Origin of the sequence: Photorhabdus sp. CRCIA-P01 (genome assembly GCF_003545805.1) — a bacterium.
GTDB lineage: Bacteria > Pseudomonadota > Gammaproteobacteria > Enterobacterales > Enterobacteriaceae > Photorhabdus > Photorhabdus antumapuensis.
The window spans coordinates 59,136-84,822 of the sequence record NZ_NMQR01000018.1; the positions used below are offsets into that span (position 1 = coordinate 59,136).

The 25,687-nt window shown below is 42.8% G+C and carries 28 protein-coding genes; 14 read left to right on the plus strand and 14 right to left on the minus strand.

What is annotated here, in order from left to right; translation table 11 throughout:
• Positions 1-25 precede the first annotated feature (25 nt).
• Together speE and D3222_RS12620 are read right to left on the minus strand one after the other, a co-directional pair.
• Positions 26-889, minus strand: a complete 864-nt coding sequence (speE, locus tag D3222_RS12615) for a polyamine aminopropyltransferase (protein WP_118986482.1) — start codon at positions 887-889, stop codon at positions 26-28.
• 111 nt (positions 890-1,000) lie between these two features.
• Positions 1,001-1,348 (minus strand): YacC family pilotin-like protein, encoded by a 348-nt coding sequence (locus D3222_RS12620; RefSeq protein ID WP_118986483.1) that lies wholly within the window; start codon positions 1,346-1,348, stop codon positions 1,001-1,003.
• A gap of 206 nt (positions 1,349-1,554) precedes the next feature.
• On the opposite strand from D3222_RS12620, the gene cueO reads away from it, so the two are divergent.
• The 3 genes from cueO (at position 1,555) to hpt (ending at position 4,741) form a co-directional block, all read left to right on the plus strand.
• Positions 1,555-3,099: a multicopper oxidase CueO gene (gene cueO / locus D3222_RS12625; RefSeq protein ID WP_118986484.1), complete on the plus strand. Its 1,545-nt coding sequence runs from the start codon at positions 1,555-1,557 to the stop codon at positions 3,097-3,099.
• 165 nt (positions 3,100-3,264) lie between these two features.
• Positions 3,265-3,912 (plus strand): Panacea domain-containing protein, encoded by a 648-nt coding sequence (locus D3222_RS12630; protein ID WP_118986485.1) that lies wholly within the window; start codon positions 3,265-3,267, stop codon positions 3,910-3,912.
• A gap of 292 nt (positions 3,913-4,204) precedes the next feature.
• Positions 4,205-4,741 carry a hypoxanthine phosphoribosyltransferase gene (hpt, locus tag D3222_RS12635; RefSeq protein WP_118986486.1) on the plus strand — a complete coding sequence of 179 codons (537 nt, stop codon included), beginning with the start codon at positions 4,205-4,207 and terminating at the stop codon, positions 4,739-4,741.
• Positions 4,742-4,851: 110 nt separating this feature from the next.
• Here hpt and D3222_RS12640 read toward each other — a convergent pair whose 3' ends face one another.
• Together D3222_RS12640 and D3222_RS12645 are read right to left on the minus strand one after the other, a co-directional pair.
• Positions 4,852-5,130 (minus strand): HigA family addiction module antitoxin, encoded by a 279-nt coding sequence (locus tag D3222_RS12640; RefSeq protein ID WP_118986487.1) that lies wholly within the window; start codon positions 5,128-5,130, stop codon positions 4,852-4,854.
• A gap of 10 nt (positions 5,131-5,140) precedes the next feature.
• The gene (locus D3222_RS12645; protein WP_118986488.1) at positions 5,141-5,422 is read right to left on the minus strand and encodes a type II toxin-antitoxin system RelE/ParE family toxin; all 282 of its coding nucleotides are present in this window, start codon (positions 5,420-5,422) and stop codon (positions 5,141-5,143) included.
• 444 nt (positions 5,423-5,866) lie between these two features.
• Here D3222_RS12645 and D3222_RS12650 point away from each other — a divergent pair, with 444 nt between their 5' ends.
• The gene (locus D3222_RS12650; RefSeq protein WP_118986489.1) at positions 5,867-6,145 is read left to right on the plus strand and encodes a type II toxin-antitoxin system TacA family antitoxin; all 279 of its coding nucleotides are present in this window, start codon (positions 5,867-5,869) and stop codon (positions 6,143-6,145) included.
• A gap of 230 nt (positions 6,146-6,375) precedes the next feature.
• Here the strand turns inward: D3222_RS12650 and can are convergent, their stop codons facing one another.
• The gene (gene can, locus D3222_RS12655; protein WP_118986490.1) at positions 6,376-7,029 is read right to left on the minus strand and encodes a carbonate dehydratase; all 654 of its coding nucleotides are present in this window, start codon (positions 7,027-7,029) and stop codon (positions 6,376-6,378) included.
• Positions 7,030-7,216: 187 nt separating this feature from the next.
• Here can and D3222_RS12660 point away from each other — a divergent pair, with 187 nt between their 5' ends.
• The 3 genes from D3222_RS12660 (at position 7,217) to D3222_RS12670 (ending at position 10,074) form a co-directional block, all read left to right on the plus strand.
• Entirely contained in the window at positions 7,217-8,128 is a 912-nt protein-coding gene (locus D3222_RS12660) for an ABC transporter ATP-binding protein (protein WP_118986491.1), read from the plus strand.
• An 11-nt stretch (positions 8,129-8,139) separates the two neighbouring features.
• Positions 8,140-8,910 (plus strand): ABC transporter permease, encoded by a 771-nt coding sequence (locus D3222_RS12665; RefSeq protein ID WP_118986492.1) that lies wholly within the window; start codon positions 8,140-8,142, stop codon positions 8,908-8,910.
• Positions 8,911-9,120: 210 nt separating this feature from the next.
• Positions 9,121-10,074 carry an Abi family protein gene (locus D3222_RS12670; RefSeq protein WP_118986493.1) on the plus strand — a complete coding sequence of 318 codons (954 nt, stop codon included), beginning with the start codon at positions 9,121-9,123 and terminating at the stop codon, positions 10,072-10,074.
• A gap of 76 nt (positions 10,075-10,150) precedes the next feature.
• Here D3222_RS12670 and panD read toward each other — a convergent pair whose 3' ends face one another.
• The 8 genes from panD to sfsA form a co-directional block, all read right to left on the minus strand.
• A complete protein-coding gene (gene panD, locus D3222_RS12675) occupies positions 10,151-10,531 on the minus strand; it encodes an aspartate 1-decarboxylase (RefSeq protein WP_118986494.1) in 381 nt (126 codons plus the stop codon).
• Positions 10,532-10,598: 67 nt separating this feature from the next.
• Entirely contained in the window at positions 10,599-11,453 is an 855-nt protein-coding gene (gene panC, locus D3222_RS12680; protein WP_118986495.1) for a pantoate--beta-alanine ligase, read from the minus strand.
• 53 nt (positions 11,454-11,506) lie between these two features.
• On the minus strand, positions 11,507-12,298 hold the full coding sequence (gene panB / locus D3222_RS12685; RefSeq protein ID WP_118986511.1) for a 3-methyl-2-oxobutanoate hydroxymethyltransferase: 792 nt from the start codon (positions 12,296-12,298) through the stop codon (positions 11,507-11,509).
• Positions 12,299-12,368: 70 nt separating this feature from the next.
• Entirely contained in the window at positions 12,369-12,884 is a 516-nt protein-coding gene (gene folK, locus D3222_RS12690) for a 2-amino-4-hydroxy-6-hydroxymethyldihydropteridine diphosphokinase (protein WP_118986496.1), read from the minus strand.
• Between the two features lie 6 nt (positions 12,885-12,890).
• Positions 12,891-14,255, minus strand: a complete 1,365-nt coding sequence (pcnB, locus tag D3222_RS12695; protein ID WP_232832506.1) for a polynucleotide adenylyltransferase PcnB — start codon at positions 14,253-14,255, stop codon at positions 12,891-12,893.
• 289 nt (positions 14,256-14,544) lie between these two features.
• Positions 14,545-15,432, minus strand: coding sequence for a tRNA glutamyl-Q(34) synthetase GluQRS (gene gluQRS / locus D3222_RS12700; RefSeq protein WP_118986498.1), 888 nt, complete (start codon positions 15,430-15,432; stop codon positions 14,545-14,547).
• 50 nt (positions 15,433-15,482) lie between these two features.
• Positions 15,483-15,938, minus strand: a complete 456-nt coding sequence (gene dksA / locus D3222_RS12705) for an RNA polymerase-binding protein DksA (RefSeq protein WP_118986499.1) — start codon at positions 15,936-15,938, stop codon at positions 15,483-15,485.
• 194 nt (positions 15,939-16,132) lie between these two features.
• Complete coding sequence (sfsA, locus tag D3222_RS12710; RefSeq protein WP_118986500.1) at positions 16,133-16,840, minus strand: DNA/RNA nuclease SfsA; 708 nt, start codon at positions 16,838-16,840, stop codon at positions 16,133-16,135.
• A 92-nt stretch (positions 16,841-16,932) separates the two neighbouring features.
• On the opposite strand from sfsA, the gene hrpB reads away from it, so the two are divergent.
• Entirely contained in the window at positions 16,933-19,371 is a 2,439-nt protein-coding gene (gene hrpB / locus D3222_RS12715) for an ATP-dependent helicase HrpB (protein WP_118986501.1), read from the plus strand.
• A 95-nt stretch (positions 19,372-19,466) separates the two neighbouring features.
• The gene (mrcB, locus tag D3222_RS12720; RefSeq protein ID WP_118986502.1) at positions 19,467-21,926 is read left to right on the plus strand and encodes a bifunctional glycosyl transferase/transpeptidase; all 2,460 of its coding nucleotides are present in this window, start codon (positions 19,467-19,469) and stop codon (positions 21,924-21,926) included.
• Here mrcB and D3222_RS26450 read toward each other — a convergent pair.
• Positions 21,920-22,048, minus strand: coding sequence for a hypothetical protein (locus tag D3222_RS26450; protein ID WP_255417033.1), 129 nt, complete (start codon positions 22,046-22,048; stop codon positions 21,920-21,922). The two genes, mrcB and D3222_RS26450, sit on opposite strands and share 7 nt — an antisense overlap.
• Positions 22,049-22,330: 282 nt before the next feature.
• On the opposite strand from D3222_RS26450, the gene D3222_RS12725 reads away from it, so the two are divergent.
• From D3222_RS12725 to D3222_RS12745, 5 genes are all read left to right on the plus strand, one after another.
• Positions 22,331-24,004 carry an S-type pyocin domain-containing protein gene (locus D3222_RS12725; protein ID WP_118986503.1) on the plus strand — a complete coding sequence of 558 codons (1,674 nt, stop codon included), beginning with the start codon at positions 22,331-22,333 and terminating at the stop codon, positions 24,002-24,004.
• The gene (locus D3222_RS12730) at positions 24,004-24,477 is read left to right on the plus strand and encodes a DUF6392 family protein (RefSeq protein ID WP_118986504.1); all 474 of its coding nucleotides are present in this window, start codon (positions 24,004-24,006) and stop codon (positions 24,475-24,477) included. Before D3222_RS12725 ends, D3222_RS12730 begins: the two co-directional genes overlap by 1 nt.
• 18 nt (positions 24,478-24,495) lie before the next feature.
• Entirely contained in the window at positions 24,496-25,110 is a 615-nt protein-coding gene (locus tag D3222_RS12735; RefSeq protein WP_232832505.1) for a DUF6392 family protein, read from the plus strand.
• A gap of 88 nt (positions 25,111-25,198) precedes the next feature.
• Complete coding sequence (locus D3222_RS26725) at positions 25,199-25,339, plus strand: HNH endonuclease signature motif containing protein (RefSeq protein WP_118986505.1); 141 nt, start codon at positions 25,199-25,201, stop codon at positions 25,337-25,339.
• A 1-nt stretch (position 25,340) separates the two neighbouring features.
• Entirely contained in the window at positions 25,341-25,601 is a 261-nt protein-coding gene (locus tag D3222_RS12745) for a bacteriocin immunity protein (RefSeq protein WP_118986506.1), read from the plus strand.
• Positions 25,602-25,687: the final 86 nt, after the last annotated feature.

The window sequence follows — 25,687 nt, forward strand, 5'->3', positions numbered from 1 at the left end:
ATTTCACCTCCTGGCTAATGGGTGATTATGGGTTCTCAGATAGTGCATCCAGCAGATATTGTGGTAAAGCAAAGCTACCTACATGAACGGCTGGATTGTAGTAACGGCAGGTAAAACTTGTGTTGTCAAAGCGCTGTTGCAATATTGCCAGATCCATATGGCGTAGTGCCGGGTTCTGGCTCGCCCAGGCAAAGGTCATTATTCCGCCGTAATAGGTTGGAATAGCAGCCTGATAGAAACTGCTGTCGGCAAAATAGTTGCTCAATTTTTTATGGCTGGTTACCGCTTCATCCTGTTGTAGAAAACAGACGCCATTCTGGGCAACAAAAATGCCACCTTCATTTAGACAACGTTGGCAACCTTGATAGAATTCAGATGTGAATAATCCTTCACCAGGTCCGATCGGGTCCGTGCAGTCGGAGATAATGACATCGAATTTCTGATCGGTGGTATTAACGAAATTAACACCATCGTCAATGATCAGATTGAAGCGTAGATCATCATAAGCACCGGCATTATGGTTAGGCAGATACTGACGGCAGAATTCAACTACGCCAGCATCGATTTCAACCATAGTGATGTTTTCGAGGTATTGATGACGGCGGACTTCGCGCAGCATACCGCCATCACCACCGCCGATAATCAGTACTCGTTTAGCGTTCCCGTGGGCGAACAAAGGAACATGAGCCATCATTTCGTGGTAGATAAATTCATCACGTTCAGTCGTTTGTACTGTGCCATCCAGCGCCATGATGCGGCCTAACTCCGCATTTTCAAAGATAATCAAATCCTGATGCTCAGTTTTATCGTGATAAAGCACTTTATCGACCGAAAAATACTGACCAAAATTGGCGTGAAGGGTTTCGTACCAAGTTTCTTTTTGTGACATGCCGCAGCTTTCCTCCACTGTGATGGCCGTGAAAATTGGGCTTACATAATAGCCAACAATCCTCACAGTTGCACGGTGAAATTTACCCCTAAAGGGGTATGAGGGGCGGAACTACTTCACGTAGGCAAATAAGCTCAACGAATCTCTGGCGAGGGCATGGCACTTTATCGCATTGGAGAGGTAAATACCTTTCAGATCCTGATAGCTTTCTTCATTGAGTCTATCCATCAATTGGCTGTTGTAATTGGTCAAATCCCACTTATTACGTTGAGCGAAATAGATAATGGCCCGCTTAATTTCCCGGTCAGGGATTTGGCTGTAACCACAGTCATATTTCAGATAGATAAACACCGCTGTCAGATCGGCCAGATCTTCAGCTTCATTTTCTGTCAGCGCTTTTGCGGGGTGGGAAAAACCGAAAAGAACCAGTATGTAAGTCAAGAGAGCTAATTTTCGCATTTGTATTATTATAATCAATCAATGTCATATTACGTTAACATATTAATATCTTTGTCCGGAAAAATATATTTTTTTAAATTACTGTAAAGATCGATTTAAATCACATTCCCATCGCTTGACCTTCCTGTAAGGGTAGCCCTTACGTTTCCTTTATGAGATGTTTTTTTGTTGTCTATTTTTTGGGTTGATTTAACCAGGAGGTGAATATGCAACGACGTGATTTTATCAGATTAAGTGCCGTTATGGGTGTATCCAGTATGTTGCCTGCATGGAGTCGTTTCTCCTTTGCTGAATCTTATCCGGTATTACCTATCCCTCCACAACTAGAGCCAGATGCGACAGGTAAAATCGCTATTGAAATCAAAGCGGGAAAATCCAGTTTTAAAGTAGGAACGGTGACTAAAACTTGGGGTTACAACGGTGATTTACTAGGTCCGGCACTGAAATTGATTTCAGGTAAACCTGTCACTATTGATATTCGTAATCATCTACCAGAAGAGACCACGGTTCATTGGCATGGCTTGGAAATTACTGGCGAAGCCGATGGTGGCCCGCATGCGATGATTACGCCAGGAGGGAACCGGACGGTCAGTTTTACGCCTGAACAACCGGAAGCGACTTGTTGGTTCCATCCGCATACGCATGGCAAGACGGGTTATCAGGTTGCAATGGGGCTTGGTGGATTAGTACTGATTGAAGATAAGAACAGTATTAATACAGGTTTACCAAACCAATGGGGTGTGGATGATATTCCGGTGATGTTGCAGGATAAACGCTTGAATAACGCTGGTCAGATTGATTATCAACTGGATGTAATGAGTGCTGCTGTTGGTTGGTTTGGCGATATGATGCTGACTAACGGTGTTATTTTGCCCCAACATACTGCACCGCGCGGCTGGTTACGTCTGCGTTTACTAAATGGCTGTAATGCTCGTAGCCTTAATATTGCGACCAGTGATGGCCGTCAATTGTATGTTATTGCCAGTGATGGTGGTTTATTAGCGGAACCGGTTGCGGTTAATGAGTTATCGATTCTGGCGGGAGAACGTTTTGAGGTAGTAATAGATGCTTCGGATGGCAAATCTTTCGATCTGGTGACGTTGCCTGTGGTTCAGATAGGAATGACATTACCGCCGTTCGATCAACCACTGCCGGTTTTACGTATTCAGCCTCAGCTTTTTTCTAGCCGCACAATACTGTCGGAACAGCTTGCCACGCTTCCTGCATTGCCTTCTTTTAGTGGTTTGAATCGGCGTCGTTTACATCTGGCGATGGATAGTCGTCTGGATATGCAGGGAATGATGTTGCTGTCTGAGCGCTACGGTGAGCGAGCTATGGCGGGTATGGTCATGGATCATGGGAATATGAACCACGGAGATATGCATCATGGTGGTGAATTAAATTTCCATCATGCGAACACCATTAATGGACAGGCTTTCTCCATAACAGAACCTGCTTTTGATGTGAAACAGGGGCAGTATGAGCGTTGGGTGATTTCGGGAGTTGGCGACATGATGTTGCATCCGTTCCATATTCACGGCACTCGTTTTCGCATTTTGAGTGAAAATGGCCGCAAACCTGCCACTCACCGCAGTGGTTGGAAAGACATTGTTCATGTGGAAGGTAAAGAGAGTGAAGTGTTGGTTCAGTTCAATCATACGGCGGGAGCTAAACATCCATTTATGGCGCATTGTCATCTGCTGGAGCATGAGGATACCGGGATGATGCTGGGTTTTACTGTTAGTAAATAATCTTGCTCACATTGCCTCTGATTTTGTTTTATTGTGTTTTTTAGGCCATGGTGGTGGTCGGCATCATATAGAACACCACAAAGCGTTGTACAGTGATTGCTGTAGGCACTAACATAGACGCAGATTTTTGAGTGTTATTTGTCCTGTTTAAATGAAGGTGTTGAGATGCTTAATGTAAGGTTTGACTCAGAAAAGGCTGTAGAGGCTATTCTGTATGTTGCCTCTGTAGCGCCAATCCCTGATATTTATCATGTGGGTAAAATTCTGTATTTTGCTGACAGGCTCCATTTAGAACATTATGGACGGCTTATTACCGGTGATAATTATCTTGCGATGAAAGATGGGCCTGTCGCAGAAAATGCTTATGACATTATAAAGATAGCCAGAGGTGATGGACGTTTTATCCCGAATGGGTGTGACATTGATGTTATTCGGTCATCTCTGTCAGTAGACGGCAGTAATGGAAATCATCAAGTACGTGCTTTACGTAATTTCGATGAAGATGTATTCAGTGATTCAGATATTGATTGCATAAATGAAGCAATTGAGAAGTATGGGAATCTTTCTTTTAAAGAAATACGTGATATCAGTCACGATAGTGTTTGGATGGCCGCTGACCAGAATGGTGAGATTCCATTGGAAGTGATAGCGGCCAGTTGCAAAGATGGTGACAAATTAGTTGCTCATGCGGCATTTAATATTAGCGATATTAAGGGAAGGATTAGCACTGATTATCATAATATTGTTAAGGGTAAAGTCGCTGATTATTGTTGCGTGAAGTTTATAAGGCGGTTAAGTGTTCCCCAACAATGAAACGTGGTCAGAAGCGCAACATATTGGTATCGTTAGAGCAATTTCTCGGTTAATGGTGAGCTATATTACTGAATAATAGTTTTGGTGTATGATCTATAGATTGGTTTCTCTTCTAAATACTATAAACATCCTTATCTTATGCCATACTTGCCTTTAGATATCCTAGGGAAAAGGAATTATTCAATAATATTGATTGCTAGAAGAATGTCGTATTAATTGGCATATCAACTGGTTATAATATTTTATTGATTTTCATATATTTATTCATTAAAAACAATTGGTTAACTTTATAATGAAACACACTGTAGAAGTTATGATCTCCGAACAGGAGGTTAAACAACGTATTGCTGAACTGGGAAAACAGATTACTGAACACTATCGTGAAGGCGGTAGTGAGCTGGTGTTGGTCGGATTACTGAGAGGTTCATTTATTTTTATGGCTGATTTATGCCGTGAAATTCAGATTCCTCATGAAGTCGATTTTATGACGGCTTCCAGTTACGGTAGCGGTATGAATTCCACCCGCGATGTGAAAATCCTTAAAGATCTGGACGAGGATATTCGCGGTAAGCATGTACTGATTGTGGAAGATATTATTGATTCAGGTAATACCCTGAATAAAGTGCGTGAAATTTTGGCGCTGCGTGAGCCAAAATCACTGGCAATTTGTACCTTGCTGGATAAACCTTCCCGCCGTGAAGTTAATGTTCCGGTTGAGTGGATTGGTTACTCAATTGAGGATAAATTTGTGGTGGGTTATGGTATCGATTATGCGCAACTTTACCGTCATCTGCCTTATATTGGCCATGTGACTTTGCTAGAAGAGTAATTTTTATCGCATTTGAAAACGGCAACTTTTGGGTTGCCGTTTTTGGCTTTGTGATTCAGGCATGGTGTGTAGTGTTGCGGTTGGCTAAATAAAGCCTCCTTATTACGCTATCAGGGGTGAGCTAGTATTGGTTTTATTTCTGGTCTTTTGTGATGTGAGGCAATCCACAGTTCATACTGAGATTGCATTCCTGTCCACATTTCGGCACGGGTACCTAATGCAGCTTCCAGTCGCAGGGCCATATCAGCAGATATTCCTGCATTGCCGTTTAATATGCGGGATAGTGCAGCTCTGGTTATACCGAGAGCCTTTGCTGCCTCTGTGACAGATATGTCACCAAGATATTCACGCAAAACTAGACCTGGGTGTGCTGGTTTATGCATTTTCATTTTATTGCCCTCAGTGATAATCTTGATAATTAACGAGAATTATATCTTCGCCCTCAAATCTAAATGTTAAACGCCAATTACCGTTAACAGATATTGCCCAGTGACCGTTAAGATTTGCTCCTTTTAGTGGATGAAGTTTCCAGCTAGGGGCATTCATATCTTCTGGTTTTTTAGCCATATTCAATGCAGTTAGCTGGATTTGCAGCTTTAGGGCATGTTTAGGCTGAATGCCAGCGGTAGAACCAGTTTTGAAAAATTTTTCCAATCCTTTGTGTTTGAAGCTTTTAATCATACTAGTCTCGTATACTGTATATGCACACTATGCGGAAGTTGTCATTGCATGTCAATAAATACATATAATTTCTGTAATATTTAATTATTCAATGAATGATAATTAATGGATATTCAGGTTAATTATTCATTTTACATTATTGAGGATAAGTAATTTTTCGATTCTAGAAATAATTACAGAAATTGTCAAAAATATTCTGATTTACCTGATTAATTTAATGGATTAATTGTTGGATGTTTTATTTCTGCATAATAAAAGTTTTTACTATTATACTTTAGCGTGTTAATTTAATCAAAAAGATACTGACTTTTACACTAATGAGCATTCTATTGTATAATCTTATAAAAATAAATTAAAAACCTATTACATTGCTCTAAAAATGTGATGATAATAGTGTTATGTTTGTGTGTTTTTTATATCACTTATAGCATAAGTAGACTTGAAATGAACGTAATTAGTGAGAGCCGTAAAAATAAGACACTCAACTTGGGGATTAGGCAGGAGGATCGGGATTTAATAAATAGAGCAGCAAAAGTGAAGGGGAAAACCGTTACTGAATATATCTTTGATACAATCAAGAGTGATGCTGAAAATACTTTATTGGGGCATTTCTTTATGGTTGTTTCTCCAGAAATTTTTAATGCTTTTATTGCTAAACTTGATGTTCCGGCTGTTCCAAATGAACGTCTTATCCAAACAGCGAATATGAAAAAACCGTGGTGATAAAATGATTAATTACCAACCTTAAATAATCCTTTAATCGATGATGGTTTATCTATTCGTAGATCTTAATTTACCGATGGATATAACTAAATTTATACTTATTTTTCAGATTGTTTTCTCTTTATTACCATATATATAAACTTGAAAAATAAAAATAGCTATTAATTACACTATAGAAAAGGTTAAATATAACCTTTTCCACAGCGTATTTTATCAGTAGCTTGGAAAACTTACTTCTTATTCGTCAATTTAGATACAGTTTGACGATAAGCAAGTTCCAGCTTTTCACGGCTATCAGCCGTCACTTCAAGATCTTGCAATTGACCATTATGAATACCGTAAACCCAGCCGTGGATCATCACTTTCTGTCCCCGTTTCCATGCGGCTTGCATAATAGTTGAGTGACCAAGGTTATACACTTGCTCAACAACGTTGATTTCGCACAGACGGTTCAGGCGTTCATTAGGCGGTAATTCACCTAGCATAGAACTGTGTTTATACCAGAGATCGCGGATATGCAGCAGCCAGTTGTTAATCAATCCCAGTTCGGTGCCATCAATTGCGGCTTCGATACCACCGCAACCGTAGTGTCCGCAGATAATGATATGTTCAACTTCCAGTACATCTATTGCATATTGAATAACTGAAAGACAATTTAAGTCAGTATGAATAACCAGGTTTGCAACATTTCTGTGAACAAATAAGTCACCGGGGGCGGCATCAATTAGTTTTTCTGCGGGTACCCGGCTGTCTGAACAACCAATCCATAAGAATCGAGGTTTTTGTGCTTTTGCTAATTCTTTGAAAAAATTTGGGTTTTCTTCGTTAACCGATTCTGACCACTGCTTGTTATTGGCAAGCAGCTCTTCTATTTTTTTCATCATGATTCATAGCCTGGTAGTGTTTCTTTAAGATAGAATCATATACAACATCAATTAAAATTTTAATATTTTGTTGCTGTTTGTTTTTAATCTTTCTGCTGTTTTTGCAAAGAAAGTCAGGCAGAAAAGGAGCATTATGTTTTCATATTGCACGCAAAAGCGACCAGATAATAAAGGTGTTTTGTAATTTATGACTTATGCATTGGAGTTAACGCAGCTTACCAAGACCTACACTGATGGCGTTAAGGCGCTGCGTGGGATAGACCTGAATGTGGAAGTTGGAGACTTCTACGCATTATTGGGTCCGAATGGTGCAGGGAAGTCCACCACAATCGGCATTATTAGCTCTCTGGTAAACAAAAGCAGCGGTAAGGTTAAGGTGTTTGGCTATGATATTGATACTGATATTGTGAATGCTAAACGTCAGTTAGGTCTTGTTCCGCAGGAATTTAATTTTAACCCGTTTGAGACGGTGTTGCAGATTGTTCTCAATCAGGCCGGTTACTATGGTGTGCCGCGAAAAGTGGCGCAAGCTAGAGCGAAAACCTATCTGTCGCAGTTAGATTTGTGGGAAAAACGTAATCAACGGGCAATTCGTCTGTCTGGTGGGATGAAACGGCGTCTGATGATTGTACGTGCTTTAATGCATCAGCCTAAGTTATTGATCCTTGATGAACCGACTGCTGGTGTTGATATTGAACTTCGTCGCTCTATGTGGAGTTTTTTGCAACAGCTGAATGCACAGGGAACGACAATTATTCTAACGACTCACTATTTAGAAGAAGCAGAAATGCTGTGCCGTAATATTGGTATTATTCAGCATGGTGAATTGGTGGAAAACACCAGCATGAAAAATTTACTCAGTCGGGTGGAATCTGAAACATTCTTATTCGATCTGGCAACGCAAAACCCAATTCTTGAACTGGTAGGATATGATTATCGACTGCTGGATGCCTCGACTTTGGAAGTGGATGTTCAACGTGGTCAGGGAATAAATAGCGTATTTACCCAATTAAGTGCTCAGGGGATTCATATTTTGAGTATGCGTAATAAAGCGAACCGTCTGGAAGAGTTGTTTGTTAGCTTGGTGAATAACAAGTAAGGAGATAGTCAATGATTCAGTTGTACTGGGTGGCGCTAAAAACTATCTGGATTAAAGAAATTACCCGTTTTGGTCGTATTTGGGTACAGACTTTATTACCGCCGGTTATTACCATGTCGCTCTATTTTGTTATCTTCGGTAGCTTGATTGGTTCGCGTATTGGAGAAATGGGTGGTGTCGATTATATGCAGTTTATTGTCCCTGGCCTTATTATGATGTCGGTGATTACTAACTCTTATGCCAATGTTTCTTCCTCTTTCTTTGGCGCGAAATTCCAGCGCAGTATTGAGGAATTATTGGTAGCGCCGGTCCCGACACACATAGTTATTGTGGGTTTTGTTGGTGGTGGTGTTGCCCGTGGTGTCTGTGTCGGTATTCTGGTGACATTGGTTTCTCTATTTTTTGTGCCGCTTCATATTCATGCGTGGTGGATGATTGTTGTCACGTTATTGATGACCTCTATTCTGTTCTCACTCGGTGGTTTGCTGAATTCGATTTTTGCTAAAACATTTGATGATATTAGCATTATTCCGACTTTCGTATTAACGCCACTGACCTATCTCGGTGGGGTGTTTTATTCATTGACATTATTACCCCCATTTTGGCAAGCGGTTTCCAAGCTGAACCCGATCGTTTATATGATTAGTGGTTTCCGTTATGGTTTCTTGGGAATTACTGATGTTTCTTTGATAATTACATTAAGTGTTTTGACAGCATTTATTGTGGTTTTTTATCTTGTTGCCTGGTATTTGATTGAAACAGGACGGGGGTTGAGGACTTAAATAGCTTCATAAATGAAAAACCCCGAAACCATTAATTATGATTTCGGGGCTGATATTCCTTCGCTTTATGTTGGGGAACTGGCACCATGACTAAGATGGGAGAAGAACCGTCAACTAGCTACGTGAAAAACTGTACATCTTATTGACGATACTGTCAATTGATTCATAACCTTGTGATAATGATATAAATCAAGGTCAGGACAATTTATTATGCCTCATAACTATGATTACTCAGAGCCAGAACGGTTATTGAGCAAAGCTCGTTTAACAAGCTATAGAACATCGTTGATAACTAGGAATAATTCCCAATTATTTGGTGCGTATTGTTGGAATCTTGCTGTAGTGAGTGCTTTTTATCCATTAGTTCAATTGATAGAAGTTGCTCTTCGTAATGCCATGAATAATGTTGCCCAGGCGAAATATTTTGGTTCCTCTGGTCAATATTGGTTCGATTTAATTCCCTTTAATCAGGATATAAATGATCAAGGGCAATCGATAAGTGCTGAACAAGTTAAAAATTTCAAAGCTAATATGAAATCAGCTAAAAAATCAGCAATGAGATCACTTGAAGAAAAAGGTATTGTTTCGTCTATACCAACATTGGATCAGGTGATTTCCCAAACTGATTTTTCCACTTGGGAATATTTGCTAGATAAACATTTCTATGATGGTTCTAATAATCATTTTCTCTGGCCTAACGGACTCAGCAAAGTATTTAAGAAGTTACCACGTGTCGGAGTTAGAAAAAATGTTGCATTTCATCAAAGGGATATTATTCGCCGTCGTATCGAAGAGGTCCGTGTATTTCGTAATCGTATATCACATAATGAACCGGCATGGCGTGTGAACAATGTGACTGCAAAAGAGGATGTAATTAGTACTCTTACAGAACGATTAAACGGTATGATGGAGCTATTATTCTGGATCTCCCCGAAATTTAGTCAGTACGTTAGAGATGTAGGAATTGAGGCTAGAATTAAACAAATGCTTCATCTCGTTGAGATGAACAGATATATGCAATCTTTTGAAAGGCATGAAATTAACGATATTGATAATTTAATCGATTTGGCTAACAGAGTTAATAGTGAAAATCATCGATGCTATTTTAATGTCAGCGGTAAGTTGGGAATATTGGTGCCTTGTAATACATCTCTTTTGCAATGAATAACGATTTCATTAAAAGTTGCTATTTATAATAGTCCCCTAAATTTTGCTTGCCAATTTTAGGGGACTGCTTAACTCAGGCCACTTGAACCGGCACAGCTTTAGCTATACGGCTCATAATATTATCACCGTCGAAGTAAGCGATATTAGGTTTATGGTGACGGGCATCTTCGTTAGGGATTTGTACATATGAACAAATAATTAGCTTATCACCTACCGCAGCACGCCGTGCTGCTGCTCCGTTAACTGAAATTATTCTAGAACCACGTTCAGCGGCAATAGCATAAGTGGAAAAACGCTCGCCGTTATCCACGTTATAGATATCAATAGCTTCATATTCCAGAATACCGGCTGCATCCATGAAATTCTGATCAATTGCACAGGAACCTTCATAATGCAGATCTGCCTGAGTGACTTTCACCCGGTGCAATTTCCCCTGTAGCATCGTGCGCAACATGGTTTTTCTCCTGATTAGATGACAATTTAGAACCTTTTTGCATCAATAACGCCTGATACAACGGCGATTATTGCGTTAAATCTACCTGCTGATTATCGATCAAACGGGTCTGCCCTAACCAGGCAGCCATTAGAATAACGGCTTGTTTGCTTTCGGTATTTAACGGCGCCAATGTTTCGGCGTCACGGATAAACAACTCATCAGGTACAAAGCCCGCTCCGTGTAGCTGTGCGGAAGCTTGAGTGAGCAACTGTTCTATGTGGCGTTCACCCTGGGCCATTTTTTCAGCGATAGATCGCATGATCTTACTGAGTTCTGGGGCGATTCGATGTTCATCGGTTGTTAAATTGTTATTACGCGAACTGAGAGCCAGGCCACTTTGGTCACGCACAGTGGGTACTGAAACCAGAGTAATATCATAAGCCAGGTCGGCAATCATTTTGCGAATAAGCTGCAATTGTTGAAAATCTTTTTCACCAAAATAGGTTAAATCGGGTTGTACTAGATTGAACAGTTTGCTCACCACGGTTGAAACACCACGGAAATGACCGGGACGACTGGCCCCTTCCAGCATGGTGGAAAGCCCAGGAACTTCAACATAAGTCTGATGTTCCATACCATCAGGGTATATTTCCTTATCAGCAGGAGCAAATACCAGATCGACACCGTGTTGATGAAGTTTTTCGCAATCTTCCTGTAAAGTACGGGGATATCTTGCCAGATCATCCTGACGATTAAACTGCATCGGGTTGACGAAAATAGAGACGATCACAATATCTGCTTGCCCTTTGGCTGTATCGACTAACGTCATATGGCCGTCGTGCAAGTTACCCATTGTTGGCACTAGTGCAATGCGTTTTCCTTCCTGACGCCAGCGGCGGATTTCACGGCGTAGAATCGGTACAGTCTCGACAATCAGCATTGCTTAATACTCCTTAATGTGTTTACAGCCTTCGGGCTAACAAGGGTAATTTATTAATAAAATGAGTGTTCTATTCCAGGGTAGGTACCGCTTTCCACCTGTTCTTTATATAAGCGGATGGCGTCACGTATATTTCCTGTTTCTTCAAGGAAGTTTTTCGCAAATTTAGGCGGATTTGCTGTAATGTCTAGTACGTCATGCATCACTAAAACTTGTCCATCAGTCACATTACCAGCGCCAATACCAATTACCGGGATCTGTAATTCATCGGTGATACGTTTAGCCAATTCAACGGGTACGCATTCTAGTACTAGCAGCTGTATGCCTGCCTTTTCTAAGGTAATTGCATCTTTTATCAATTGATTCGCTGATACTTCATCACGTCCTTGAACTTTATAACCGCCCAGAATATGGACTGACTGGGGGGTTAGCCCTAAATGAGCGCAAACGGGTACAGAACGCTCGGTAAGCATGCTAATGGTATTGTATAACCAGCTACCGCCTTCAAGTTTCACCATGTTAGCGCCAGCACGCATAAGCTTGGCAGCGTTTTCACAACTCTGCTCTGGTGTGGCATAACTCATGAAGGGCATATCGGCAATAATAAAAGTATAAGGTGCTCCGGCACGGACGCAACGAGTATGATAGATAATATCTTCAACCGTCACTGGAATGGTGGTATCAGCCCCTTGCACAGTCATACCCAGTGAGTCACCAACCAGCATGACATCGATGCCTTGCTCGGCAAACAGGTGGGCAAAGCTGGCGTCATAAGCGGTAATAGTCGCGAATTTACGTTTTTCTTTTTTGAGCTGATTCAGATCAGTCATGGTCATTGGTTTCATCATCTATCTTCCTTCTCCTGCGATTTTTCTTGTTATATACAGAAATCGGCCACGGACTGAACTGAGATCCTTATATGTAGTGATTAGAATCAGAGGACTGCGGTTGCAGCCAAAGTGCCAGGCCGTTTTCTGGGATATGTTTCAGTCTTTCAGATAAAGCTTCCCCATCAGGAAATATGAGATCAGGGGCAATTTCAGCTAACGGGTAGAGCATGAATTCGCGCTGTTTTAGTCCGTAGTGGGGGACTGTCAAGCGTTCGGTATTAATCACCTGATCACCAAATAGCATGATATCCAGATCAAGTGTTCTTGGCCCCCAGCGTTCATTTTTTCTTACCCGTCCCTGGGCCAGTTCAATCGCCTGAGTGTAATTGAGTAATTCTTCCGGTGTTAGCGTGGTTTCCAGTGCGACTGCCACATTCAGAAAATCAGGTTGATTCTGCGGCCCCATCGGTTTAGTACGATACAGCGAGGAGCAGGTAATAAATTCTGTTTCTGGTAAGTCTTTTAATGCAGCAAGTGCATTTTTTACTTGCTGCATAGGTTCTGCCAGATTGCTACCAACAGCGATATAAACACAAGCCATAATTTATCAACTGTTCCTGCTCAGTCTTGGTTTATAGTGACGGCGAGGTCGTGTACGACGACGGACAATCTCACTGCCCAGTTCGGAAATCATACTCCGTTGCTGTGATGCATTGACTTGCTGAAATTCTCCCCACCAATGGACAAGATCTTTTAGCTCATTGCGATTTTCAACATTGGCTCTCAGTTCCAGCAAATCATAGGCAGCACGGAATTTAGGGTGTTCCATCAGCTTATTTGCCCGTTTACCATGACGGCGTGGCAGACGTAACTGTAATTGCCAGATATCACGCATGATGGTTGTCAGGCGCTTAGGAATGGCAATGGAGTGGCATTGCTCATCCAGAATATCGTTCATAGCCAATGCAAAAGCATCGTAGTAAGCCAAGCCACCTTCTTGAGATAGTTTTTCCGCATGTTCAACCAGTGGATACCAGAGCATTGCGGCGAACAAAAACGCCGGGTTAACCCGTTTATCATTTTGTAACCGGTAATCGGTATTCTTCAAAACCTGATTGAGTATACGTTCCATTGGCGAATCGTTATTTTCGGTGAAATAGCGTTGAACCAATGGGAAAAGTGGTTGAAATAGGCGGTATTCGCGCAGAAGTTTATAAGTGCTGTAGCCTTGACCGGTTTGTAAAAGTTTTAAAGACTCTTCAAACAGACGGGCAGGTGGAATATTACTCAGCAGAAAAGCCAAACGAGAAATAGGTTCGGCGGTACCTTCGCTGATGGTCATATTCAGTTTGCTAGCGAAACGGATCGCGCGCAGCATTCTTACTGGATCTTCTCGATAGCGAGTTTCAGGATCCCCAATCAAGCGGATAACACCGGTTTCCAGATCATGAAGGCCACCGGCATAATCACGCAGAGAGAAATCATTGATGGCGTAATAGAGACTGTTTATGGTGAAATCGCGGCGCATGGCATCTTCTTCAATTGAACCGAAGATGTTATCCCGCAGTAGCATACCGCTTTGTGCTTGTTGTGACTGATTTTTATCATCAGAACCTGTTTGTTCATGTGGCCCACGGAATGTTGCGACTTCAATCACTTCCTGACCAAACATAATATGAGCTAAGCGAAAGCGGCGTCCAACCAGACGGCAGTTACGAAATAATTTACGCACCTGTTCTGGCGTTGCACTGGTGGCAATATCAAAATCTTTCGGTTTCGTACCGAGTAATAAATCGCGAACACCACCGCCAACCAGATAGGCTTCAAAGCCGGATTTATTCAGACGGTAAAGGACTTTCAGTGCATTTTCACTGATGTTTCCGCGGGAAATACTATGTTGTTCCCGTGGAATTATCGTTATCGATAAATCCGAATGAGGATTCTCCTGTTCAACCTCCCTTGGTGTTTTCATATTGGATAAGGGTTGATAAGGGTTTTGGCGATTAGAGTGAAGAGTTACGTACTCTTCCTGAGTAGAACTGTTAGATCCGGTGACTGATCTTTCACTGGCTGCCTGTGGTTCGCGGTTGGTTTTCCCTTCGCGGATCAATAAGTTACGGCAGAAATTTGCTACTCGGTTAAAAATGGTACACCTCGATAAGTAACTAATCATATAAAACAAATAAAAAACAGCGGCTAATCATAGCCTACTGTGTATTTTTTGAGAATGGTTGTTATGACTAACCGTCACTTTATTCATGTTACCTGTGTATTTTACCTTGTTGTGGAATTCGGTCCAGATCCCAACGTGCTGTTGCTTTTTTCAACAATTGATCACGAGAAAGATCTTGCCAGTTTTCTATAACAGATTGATTAAGGAAAGATAATACCTCAATCAGTAATGGCCGGGGATCATCTAATGGAATCGGCTGAGCATGATTCTGTTTGGAAAGTTTATTGCCATCCTTATTCAGAGCGAGTGGTAAATGAATATAGTCAGGTATTTTGAGATTTAGCTGCTGATAAAGCGCAATCTGACGGACGGTTGGTTCGATCAAATCAGCCCCTCTTACCACTTCGGTCACCCCTTGGTAATCATCATCAATAACAACCACTAAATTATAGGCGAATAAACCGTCGCGACGATGAATGATAAAGTCTTCTTCGGCCATGACCGGATCGGTGTTCAGATATCCTTGCAACTTATCTTCAAAACCGTAAACCGGATGACGCTGTTTGAATCGAATTGCTGCATGATCAGCAGGCAAATTTAATTCACGACAGTTTCTGTCATAAAAACCATTAATCTGGTGAATGCGTTGACGGGTACAGGTGCAGTAATAGCTTAACCCTTGTTGTTGCAATTGATTAAGGAGATGACGGTAAGCCTCATGGCGCTGAGATTGATAGAGAATTTCACCATCCCAATGTAAACCGTAATGCTCAAGTGCGTGAAGAATACGGCCGGCAGCACCGGGAACTTCTCTAGGCGGATCAATATCATCAATACGTATCAGCCACTTTCCCTGGCAAGCACGGGCTTGCAAATAGCTGCCAATGGCAGTGATTAATGAACCAAAATGCAGGTCACCAGAAGGCGATGGGGCGAAACGCCCAATATAAGCCCGGGAACGTTCAGATTTTATCATATGGGGATTTATACGGCGTCATGAAGACGCCGTATTCAGAACACCATTAATTAGCCAGCCATCTGTTTTTCACGGATTTCGGCCAGAGTTTTACAATCAATACACAAATCTGCGGTTGGACGGGCTTCCAAACGACGGATGCCGATCTCAATGCCACAGGATTCACAAAAACCGAAATCGTCATCTTCGACTTTTTTCAGGGTTTTCTCGATCTTCTTAATCAATTTACGCTCACGATCGCGGTTACGTAATTCAAGACTGAATTCTTCTTCCTGCGCCGCACGGTCAACTGGATCAGGGAAGTTCGCTGCCTCATCTTGCATATGAGATACAGTACGATCTACTTCATCCCTGAGCTGATTGCGCCATGCTTCAAGAATTAGCTTGAAATGCGCCAACTGGGCATCGTTCATGTATTCTTCACCTAGCTTTTCTTGGTAAGGTTCTACCCCAGCGATGGCGAGAATGCTTAAGGACGAGGTTTTACGTTTTTGCCCTTCTTGCATAATACTTCTCCTACACACGCACTATCAAACAAACCCCTAGCGGGGGAAAAAACAGGCCGCTATAAATAGCAGATGGAACATGGGTTGGCAATTGTTCCTGCCATTAGTTTCACTATGGTGTGGAAGCAAATGTATTGTATGCCTTTACACCTTGTACAACCTAGCTGCAAATATTAGGTGAATCGGTAAGTTAATCATTTCAGTAAAAAAGTTAACTTATCGCCTAAAACCATCCCTTTTCCCGTCATGTTGGCCTGGTAACAGATAACTTCGACCCCAGAGTTTTGCGCTTGTTCCAAAAGAGATGAATAATTATGATCGATATGTGCAGCCGCGGCGACCTGATTGATCCCAGAATGCAAAACAGCAAAAAATAAAACCGCTCTTTGCCCTTGCTCTGCTATGTGTTGCAATTCCCGCAAGTGCTTCTGTCCACGGGTCGTGACAGCATCTGGGAAATAGCCACAATTTTCTTGGAGCAGTGTCACTGATTTCACTTCAATATAGCAATTAACTTGTTGTTCTGCTTGTAACAGTAGATCTATCCGGCTGTTCTCTTCGCCATATTTCACTTCCCGACTGATTTTTTTATATTCAGAAAATTCTGGAATGGCATTTTGTGCAATAGCCTCGGCGACTAAATCATTTGCTCTGAGCGTATTGACACAAATCCAGTGACCATCCTGTGTTTCTGTCAATTCCCAACTGTTGGGGTATTTACGTTTTGGATTATCAGAGGTGGAATACCAAATCGTATCTCCCGGTGTCGCACAGCCAGTCATTGCACCCGTATTGGCGCAGTGGATAGTCAGTGTTTCACCTTCCGGTGTGATGACATCAGCCAGGAAACGTTTATAGCGACGAATTAGCGTGGCGGATTGTAAGGGTGGATGGAATTCCATAAAAACTCCTGCATGACTGATGGCATAAGATTGAAGCAGGCAATGCTACAATGCCGGCGGTTGAAAGTTAACTTTCTTTGTATGGAGTGTTTGTGTCTTTATTGCCTGTATATGAGGTCGTCGAACCTGTCCTGAGTGCGTTGAAAAGTTCACAACAGGTCCTGCTTCATGCTCCGGCCGGTGCCGGGAAATCGACGGCTTTGCCATTGGAAATTCTGAAAAAAGCCAATTTCTCTGGGCGTATCATAATGTTAGAACCACGGCGGATTGCCGCTCGCAGCGTTGCCAATCGTCTTGCGGTTCAACTGAATGAAAATACCGGTCAGACCGTGGGTTATCGGATGCGCTCAGAAACGAAAGTGAGCACGGCTACCCGTCTTGAAGTGGTAACGGAAGGTATTTTAACCCGTATGTTACAGCAAGATCCGATGCTAACAGGGGTTTCTCTGGTGATTCTGGATGAATTCCATGAGCGCAGTTTGCAGGCTGATTTGGCGCTGGCATTGTTGCTGGATGTACAGGCAGGGTTGCGGGATGATCTGCGCGTTTTGATCATGTCAGCCACACTGGATAATCAGCGGCTCTCTGCTTTGTTACCTGATGCGCCAGTGGTTACTTCTCAAGGACGAAGCTTTCCTGTGACTAGACATTATTGTCCTTTGCCTGCTCACCAACCTTTTGAACAGAGTGTAGCTACGGTTGTATTGCGGTTACTCCAACAGGAACAAGGTTCTATGCTGTTGTTTTTGCCAGGGAGTGGGGAAATTCAACGGGTATTTGGACTTCTTAGCGGGAAAGTTGCTGAGGATACCGATTTGTGCCCGTTATACGGTGTGTTGTCATTGGCTGACCAACAAAAAGCTATCGAACCTTCACCACGTGGACGCCGTAAAGTTGTTTTGGCGACCAACATTGCCGAAACCAGCTTAACGATTGAAGGTATTCGATTGGTGGTTGATAGTGGCCTTGAACGCACGACGCGTTTTGAACCCAAAAATGGATTGACCCGCCTAATCACTCAACGCATCAGTCAAGCTTCTATGACGCAACGGGCTGGCCGTGCAGGACGGTTGGAAGCGGGAATTTGTTGGCATCTATTCAGCCAAGAACAGGCAGAAAGAGCGGCAGAGTATAGTGAACCCGAAATTCTGAATACTGATCTCAGTGGCTTATGGTTCTCCTTATTGCAGTGGGGGTGTCATGATATTTCCCAATTGCACTGGCTAGATATGCCCCCTGACGCAGCTTTGGCAGTAGCCAAATCGCTATTATTACGGTTAGGTGCAGTTAATAACCATGGTCAGTTAACGTCCAGAGGCAGAAAAATGGCGGAATCCGGTAGTGATCCGCGCCTGGCTGCAATGTTATGTGCAGGGTTGGAACAAGGGGCCGATATGCTGGCAACCGCCGCTATGCTGACCGCGATTCTGGAGGAGCCGCCCCGTGATGGTCAGTCGGACATCACTTATTGGGTTGAGCAGCGACAAGCTCATTGGTTACGGCGGGCAAAACGGTTAGCTAGCAATATGGGTGATCATTTTGGTGAGCCAGACTGTGGATTTGCTGCAATGCTATTAGCCCAGGGTTTCCCTGACAGAATAGCCAAAAATCGGGATAAGGGAGGGCGTTTTCAACTGGCTAATGGTTTGGGGGTGATGATCGATGATGATGAAAAGTTATCTGGCGAATCGTGGCTGGTGGCTCCTTCATTATTACAAAACAGCAGAAATCCTGACGCGCGTATTTTGCTAGCTTGTTCTCTGGATATTGAACGACTGGTACAGCAACAACCGAATTTATTCAGTGAGCAGAGTGTCGTTGAATGGGATGATAACAAAGGGACGTTGCGAGCATGGAAACGGCTGCAATGTGGCAGCTTGACAGTAAAAGCCCAACGATTGGCAAAGCCTTCAGATGAGCAATTACAACAGGCCCTGCTAAACTGGTTACGCAGTGAGGGATTACATGAGCTGAACTGGTCACCAGCGGCTATTCAGTTGTGCATCCGTATCCAATGTGCGGCTAAATGGTTGCCTGAAATGCAGTGGCCGGCAGTAGATAATGATGTATTAATGGCTTCTCTCGATGATTGGTTAATGCCGTTCCTTACTGGTGTGCGTGATTTGAAAGGGCTGAAACAGATTGATTTGTTGCCGGCACTGGAAAATTTGCTGGATTGGCAACAGCGCCAATGTCTGGATAATGAACTGCCTATTTATTACACTGTCCCTACCGGCAGTCGGATAGCAATCTGTTATTTCAGTGATAAACCACCAGTATTATCTGTTCGGATGCAGGAAATGTATGGAGAGCAGCAAAGTCCATCGTTGGCAAAAGGGCGGATAGCATTGGTGCTTGAATTATTATCGCCGGCCCAGCGCCCATTGCAGATCACGCAAGATTTGGCTGCTTTTTGGCAGGGGGCATATCGGGAAGTGCAAAAAGAGATGAAGGGGCGCTATCCAAAACATCTATGGCCGGATGATCCGGCAAATACGACACCCACTCGGCGGGTAAAAAAATATTCGTAATAGAATTTAACAACTTTCTTGTAGGCGAATAAATTCATTAAAAAAGATATGAATACCCATTATTCAGCGTTTGAATGGCTTTGGAGAATTTTGGAATGTCTAGTGAAGATCATCAACCAATCGGACGTAAAAGCAAGAAACCGGTGTCCCGCCGTAAACCGCCATCGAAAAGACGGCATTTGTTGGATGATTATGATGATGGTTACGAAGATGACGACTACGATAATGAAGAGGATCAACCCATGACAAAGAAAGGAATGTATTCCCGTCCACCGAAGAAAAAGTGGCGTTGGTTCTGGTTGTTATTCAAGATATTTACTATTTTTGCCGTATTACTGGCGGCTTATGGTGTCTATCTGGACGCTAAAATCCGCGATCGCATTGATGGAAAAGTTTGGGAGTTACCTGCGGCAGTTTATGGCCGAATGGTCAACCTTGAACCGGGTATGAACTACAGTAAAAAAGAGATGGTACATCTGCTGGAAGGGATGCAGTATCGCCAGGTGACGAAAATTACTCGTCCTGGGGAGTTTTCTGTCAGAGGTGAAACCATTGAGATGCTGCGCCGTCCATTTGATTTCCCAGACAGCAAAGAGGGGCAGATCCACGCTTTGCTGACTTTCAGCGATAACCGTTTGGCGGGGATCGAAAATCTGGAAAATCAGCGTCAGTTTGGGTTCTTCCGTCTTGATCCGAAGCTGATTACCATGTTGCAGTCCCCCAATGGGGAGCAGCGGCTATTTGTGCCACGTTCTGGTTTCCCAGAGTTACTGGTTAACACCTTGCTGGCGACCGAAGATCGTCATTTTTATCAACATGATGGTATCCGTATTCTTTCCATTGGGCGCGCAGTACTGGCTAACTTGACTGCCGGGCGCACGGTTCAGGGAGGAAGCACCCTGACGCAACAATTGGTCAAAAACTTATTCCTGACCAATGAACGTACCTTGGTACGCAAAGCCAATGAAGCCTATATGGCTGTGCTGATGGATTATCGTTACAGCAAAGATCGGATTCTCGAACTGTATCTGAACGAAGTTTATTTAGGCCAAAGTGGTGATGAGCAGATCCGAGGATTCCCACTGGCGAGCCTCTATTATTTTGGTCGCCCGGTGGATGAATTGAGTTTGGATCAGCAAGCATTGCTGGTTGGTATGGTAAAAGGAGCTTCACTTTATAACCCGTGGCGTAATCCTAAACTCGCTCTTCAACGTCGTAATGTAGTACTTAAACTTTTACAAAATCAGCAAATTATTGATGAAGATCTTTACAAGTTACTGAGTGCTCGCCCATTGGGAGTAAAACCGAAAAGTGGTGTTATTACCCCACAACCGGCATTTATGCAGCTAGTTCGTAAAGAGTTGCAGGACAGACTGGGGGATAGAGTGAATGACCTGTCCGGCGTGAAAATCTTCACTACATTGGACCCGGTATCTCAGGATGCGGCTGAAAACGCAGTAGAAGAGGGGATTGCCAGCCTGAGAAAAACCCGCAAAATTGCTGACCTTGAAGGGGCAATGGTGATTGTCGATCGCATCAGTGGTGAAATCAGGGCGATGGTTGGGGGCTCTCAACCTCAGTATGCTGGATTTAACCGAGCGATGATGGCACGTCGTTCAATTGGTTCATTGGCAAAACCTTCTACTTATTTGGCGGCATTGAGTGAACCTGATCAATATCGGTTGAATACTTGGCTGGCGGATGAACCTCTTACGGTAAAACAGCCGAACAGTAAGGTTTGGGAACCGAGAAATTATGACCGTCGTTTCCGTGGGCGTGTCATGTTAATAGATGCGCTGGCGAGTTCATTGAATATTCCTACAGTGAATCTTGGGTTGGCGGTTGGCCTTGATCATGTCAGCAACACCTTGATCCGGCTTGGCGTACCGGAGGAGGTGATTCAGCAGGTTCCAGCGATGTTACTGGGTTCTCTTAGTTTGACGCCATTAGAAGTGGCGCAGGAATACCAGACGATGACGAGCGGTGGCAACCGTGCGACACTTTCCGCATTACGTTCTGTTATCACGGAAGATGGCACGGTGATATATCAGAGTTACCCACAGGCTGAACGGGCTGTACCGGCTCAGGCGGCTTATCTGACGCTATATGGTATGCAGCAAGTTGTGGCGAGAGGGACTTCTCGTTCTCTGACGGCCAAGTTTGGTCGCTATAATCTGGCAGGTAAAACGGGCACTACCAATGATCTGCGTGATAGTTGGTTTGCGGGAATCGATGGTAAAGAAGTGGTGATTGCATGGGTTGGTCGTGATAACAACGAACCGACTAATCTGACGGGGGCTACAGGAGCGTTGAACGTATATCGCCGTTATCTGGAAAATCAGACTCCGCTGATGCTGAATAACATTCCACCAGAAGGCATTGTCGATATGGCGGTTAATCAGGATGGTAGCTTTAGCTGTAGTGGTAGTGGTTGGAGAACATTACCGGTTTGGACTTATGATCCACAGAGTTTGTGCCAGCAGACAGCAGTGTCAGAGCCTGTTCAGCAACAAGAACAAGCACCGGGCTGGTTGCGGGAGATGTTTGGTCAATAATGAATATTTGATGAAATGAATAACAAAGCGCTGATCTTCTGGTCAGCGTTTTGATTTTCTGAGTATTGTTTTCCTGAATATTGTTTTTCGGCTGCAAAGCCACCGTTCACTGTTTTTTTCATCAGCTTCCCAAACATACCGCGTCATTACCTTTTCAGCTTTACACCATTATCGCAGTAGTCATGCCCATATTTGTTATGTTTTTGTATGAAAATTGTTTATAAATATGGGTTTTTGCACCTGTCTGAGACAAAAAAATCATCAATTTTCGGAATATTCCTATATCTTTCTAAAGTGAAATCTGATGAATTGTTAATCATTAATATTAAGTAATAGGTAGTAAGAACATGATGATTCCAGTCAGAACCACTCTTCATGTGGTTAGTCAATGGAGAAGTGAATAGATGGCAATAGGGTATTTCCTGCTCGTAGGTGACAAAACAACCTGTGGCGGCCAGATTATTACTGGTGACCACACCATGACATTTGATGGACGGGCAACCGCTCGTGAAGGGGATAAGGTTACCTGTGGTAAACATTCTGGTACTTACATGATAGTCGGTGGTATATCAGATATGTTTGACATGGGACAACGGCTGGCCGGCACACTGGATAGTGTCAGCACCTGTCCCTGTAAGGCTCGGTTTATCAATTCCATTATGGATTGCTATGAGAAAGAATCTCAGCCGGTCAATCAGTCCGTGGCTCCGGCTAATATGGCTGCGCAGAATCTCTCATCGCCTGCGGGGAAAACAGCAGGTGTTCAGTCCGGGCCGACGCCTGTCCCGAAAGCACCGCCGCCAATACCGGTGTTTACGAAATCTTGCTTGCGGGGCAAAGGTTGTACCGATGCCGGAACTGAGGCTGAACCCGCGAACAACTTCGGCAGGATGGCGGTATATCAGGTTCCGTCATCTCCTGCTCCCGTAACGCTGCAAAAACCAGAACCGCCTCCACAGGGCAAGCAACACCCACCTGAACCGGATAAACCGCAGGATAAAAAATTACCGTGGTATAAACGGTGGTTCCGTGATGGTGAAGAGAAAGCCGAAGCAGCCGCTACCGCCGTGGCTGCGACTGCCCGCAGCGCAGTAGCGGAAGGGGAAGGGCTGGTGATGCGTTACATTGGTGGTGGCGCCATCAGTGCCGGGCGCTGGCTGGCGGCACCCAATCCGGTAACGGTTGGGTTAATGGGGCTGTTTTATTCACCTAAGTTGAATGACGGAGAGGAAGATTACTTAACCCCGTATCGTCTGAGACAGATAGCGGAACAGTATGGTAAAGCTTCTACTCGCGTGCGTTTTCGCTGGATCAGAGATGAAAAAAGCGGCAGGATGACCATTCAGGGGTATCACGTCAGCCCGGAAGGCGGTTTGGATAAAGTGCCGGTTCGCATGATGACGCTGAATCGGACCACCGGTAATTACGAGTTCTGGGAGCCGGGAGAGAACCGGCCGACGATTTTATGGACGCCGAACGAACAGGAATTCAAAGTTCCGGCCCATACCGGGAATGAAGAACAGCCGTTTATTCCGTCACAAATAACCGTGTTGCCGATCCCGGATAAAGTGGGCAGCGATATTGAATCGTTCCCTATGCCGGAAGAGAAGGATTTCCGCGATTATATTTTGGTACTCCCCATTCCGAATATGCCGCCGGTGTATGTGTATTTGAGTAAACCGCCGGTGAAGCCGCTGGAAGTGGATTTATATCGTAACTTTAATGGTCGGTTAAGAGGTGGTATGCATGCGGATCATATTCCTTCGGCTGCGGCTGTAAAAGCAGCAGCAAAAAGGCTAAATCCCACGTTGGCACCAAAAGAACAAAACAAACAGGTAAAAGATGTTGCAGCTATTATCATTCCTTCGAAAGTACATCAGAAATACAGTGAAACCTATGGAGGTCGTAATACACCAGAACAAATCGCAAGGGATGCAAAAGACTTAAAACAAGCTGTAGACAATAATTTTAATGCTATAAAACCCTACCTTGAGGAAGAAGGGTTTAGTGAACAAGAACTGGAGCAAGCTCACCAAAAGATCCACGATATAAATCAGAAACAGGGGTTATATAAATAATGGCTATCAGTGTTAATGCATTAATTAATAGTTTAGGAATAACCTATCAGGAAATTTTTGATCAAGGGTTAATTCCTTATAAGAGTAAGCCTAGAGGAGACTCTGGTGATGATTATGTGTCGTTAGATATGCAGAAAGAGGGGGTATTTCTAGCTTTCGATCGGGCTAGTAAGAAATTGACACATGTCACTCTGACATTGATCGATGAAGAACGGCCCCGTTATGTTTACCCAAATCAATTGCCACCTCCTCTGATTAATTCAATGACACGTGAATGGATTAAGGAGCATTTGGGGCCAGCAATTAAGTCCTTTCCACCATGCAAGGTGTTTAACCGTCAATATGGCTGGAAAGACCTCTACCTTTACAATGTACCTGAATCTGAGGAAAGTATTTATATACAATTATCCTATGATTTGTTTGAGCAGGTTGAGACAATAACTTTCCTTCGTGCTGAAAATGTTACGTGGTAGAGATATCTTAAAAACGGAATGAGCAGAGGAAGAATTAATTCTATTTTAGAAATACGATTTGGAGTCATTTTTCCAGTTTCCTGCTTTGATAGGGTAGAGGCTTACAAACCACTACCCATGTTTAACATCGAAGTTTTATTCTATTGCATACCAGATTTTGGTTATAAAATAATGGAAATCAACATTAAAGAGTTAATTGATAACTTGGTGCAGACAGCAGAGCAACTAATTGAAAAACAGATTATTCCAGATAATAGGTTTGAATATTTCTTTGAAGGAGATGATACGTTTTTTTGTAAACCAGAGCCCGGTCTGAGGTTAACTTTTCACAATGTTTCAAGGAGACTGTGTTCAGTGGAGTTTGTATTAATCAATGTTTATGATAATAATGATTCATATAATGGTGATATGCCTCCTCCATTTTTAAAATCAATGGATAAAACAACCGTTAGAACACTCATGGGGGAACCTGATTCCAGCGGTGGTCCTAAAAAGGTTCCGGTAATAGGGCTTATGGGTGGGTTTGATGCTTATACACGTAAATTAAGTGAACAATACCCTAATACAAACATTCATTTTTCATATTTAACTGATTTTAGAGTGGATGTATTAGCGTTTGAGTTAGTTATATAATTGTCGTTGGGGAAAAATTTTCTGGAATATTTTTTCCAATTTTCTACTTTTATTAGATTGCGGTTAATAAACCGTTATCCGTGTTTATATGTTAGGAAAAAGGTGTTCTTTTGAAATCCATCATGTGGATCTGGTCAAAAATGGTGGAAATATTTATGATCTAGATAATCTACAAGTGGTTACACCAAAACGACATGTTGAAATGCATTCTAATAATGGGCAGAAATAATATGGAACTGAAAAATAAGATAGAATTTTATACAGAAGCTGAATTTATTGAATTTATGAAAGAAATTTTTAAAGAAAATCTTGCAAAAACAGATGAAAAGCTAAATGTATTATTATCTCATTTTGAGAAAATTACTGAATATCCATCAGGAACAGACATTATTTATTATGCTACTTCTGATAGTGAGTGTACTCCCGAAGCAATAACAAAAAACATTAAAGAATGGCGAGCTAAAAACGGAAAACCCGGCTTTAAAAAATAACAGGGATCCCGGTAAAAAAAGGAAAAGGATTTTCTCGATTATATTTAGCTGATTTGCATGTTAGAGGGGTAAGCGGAGAATATAAC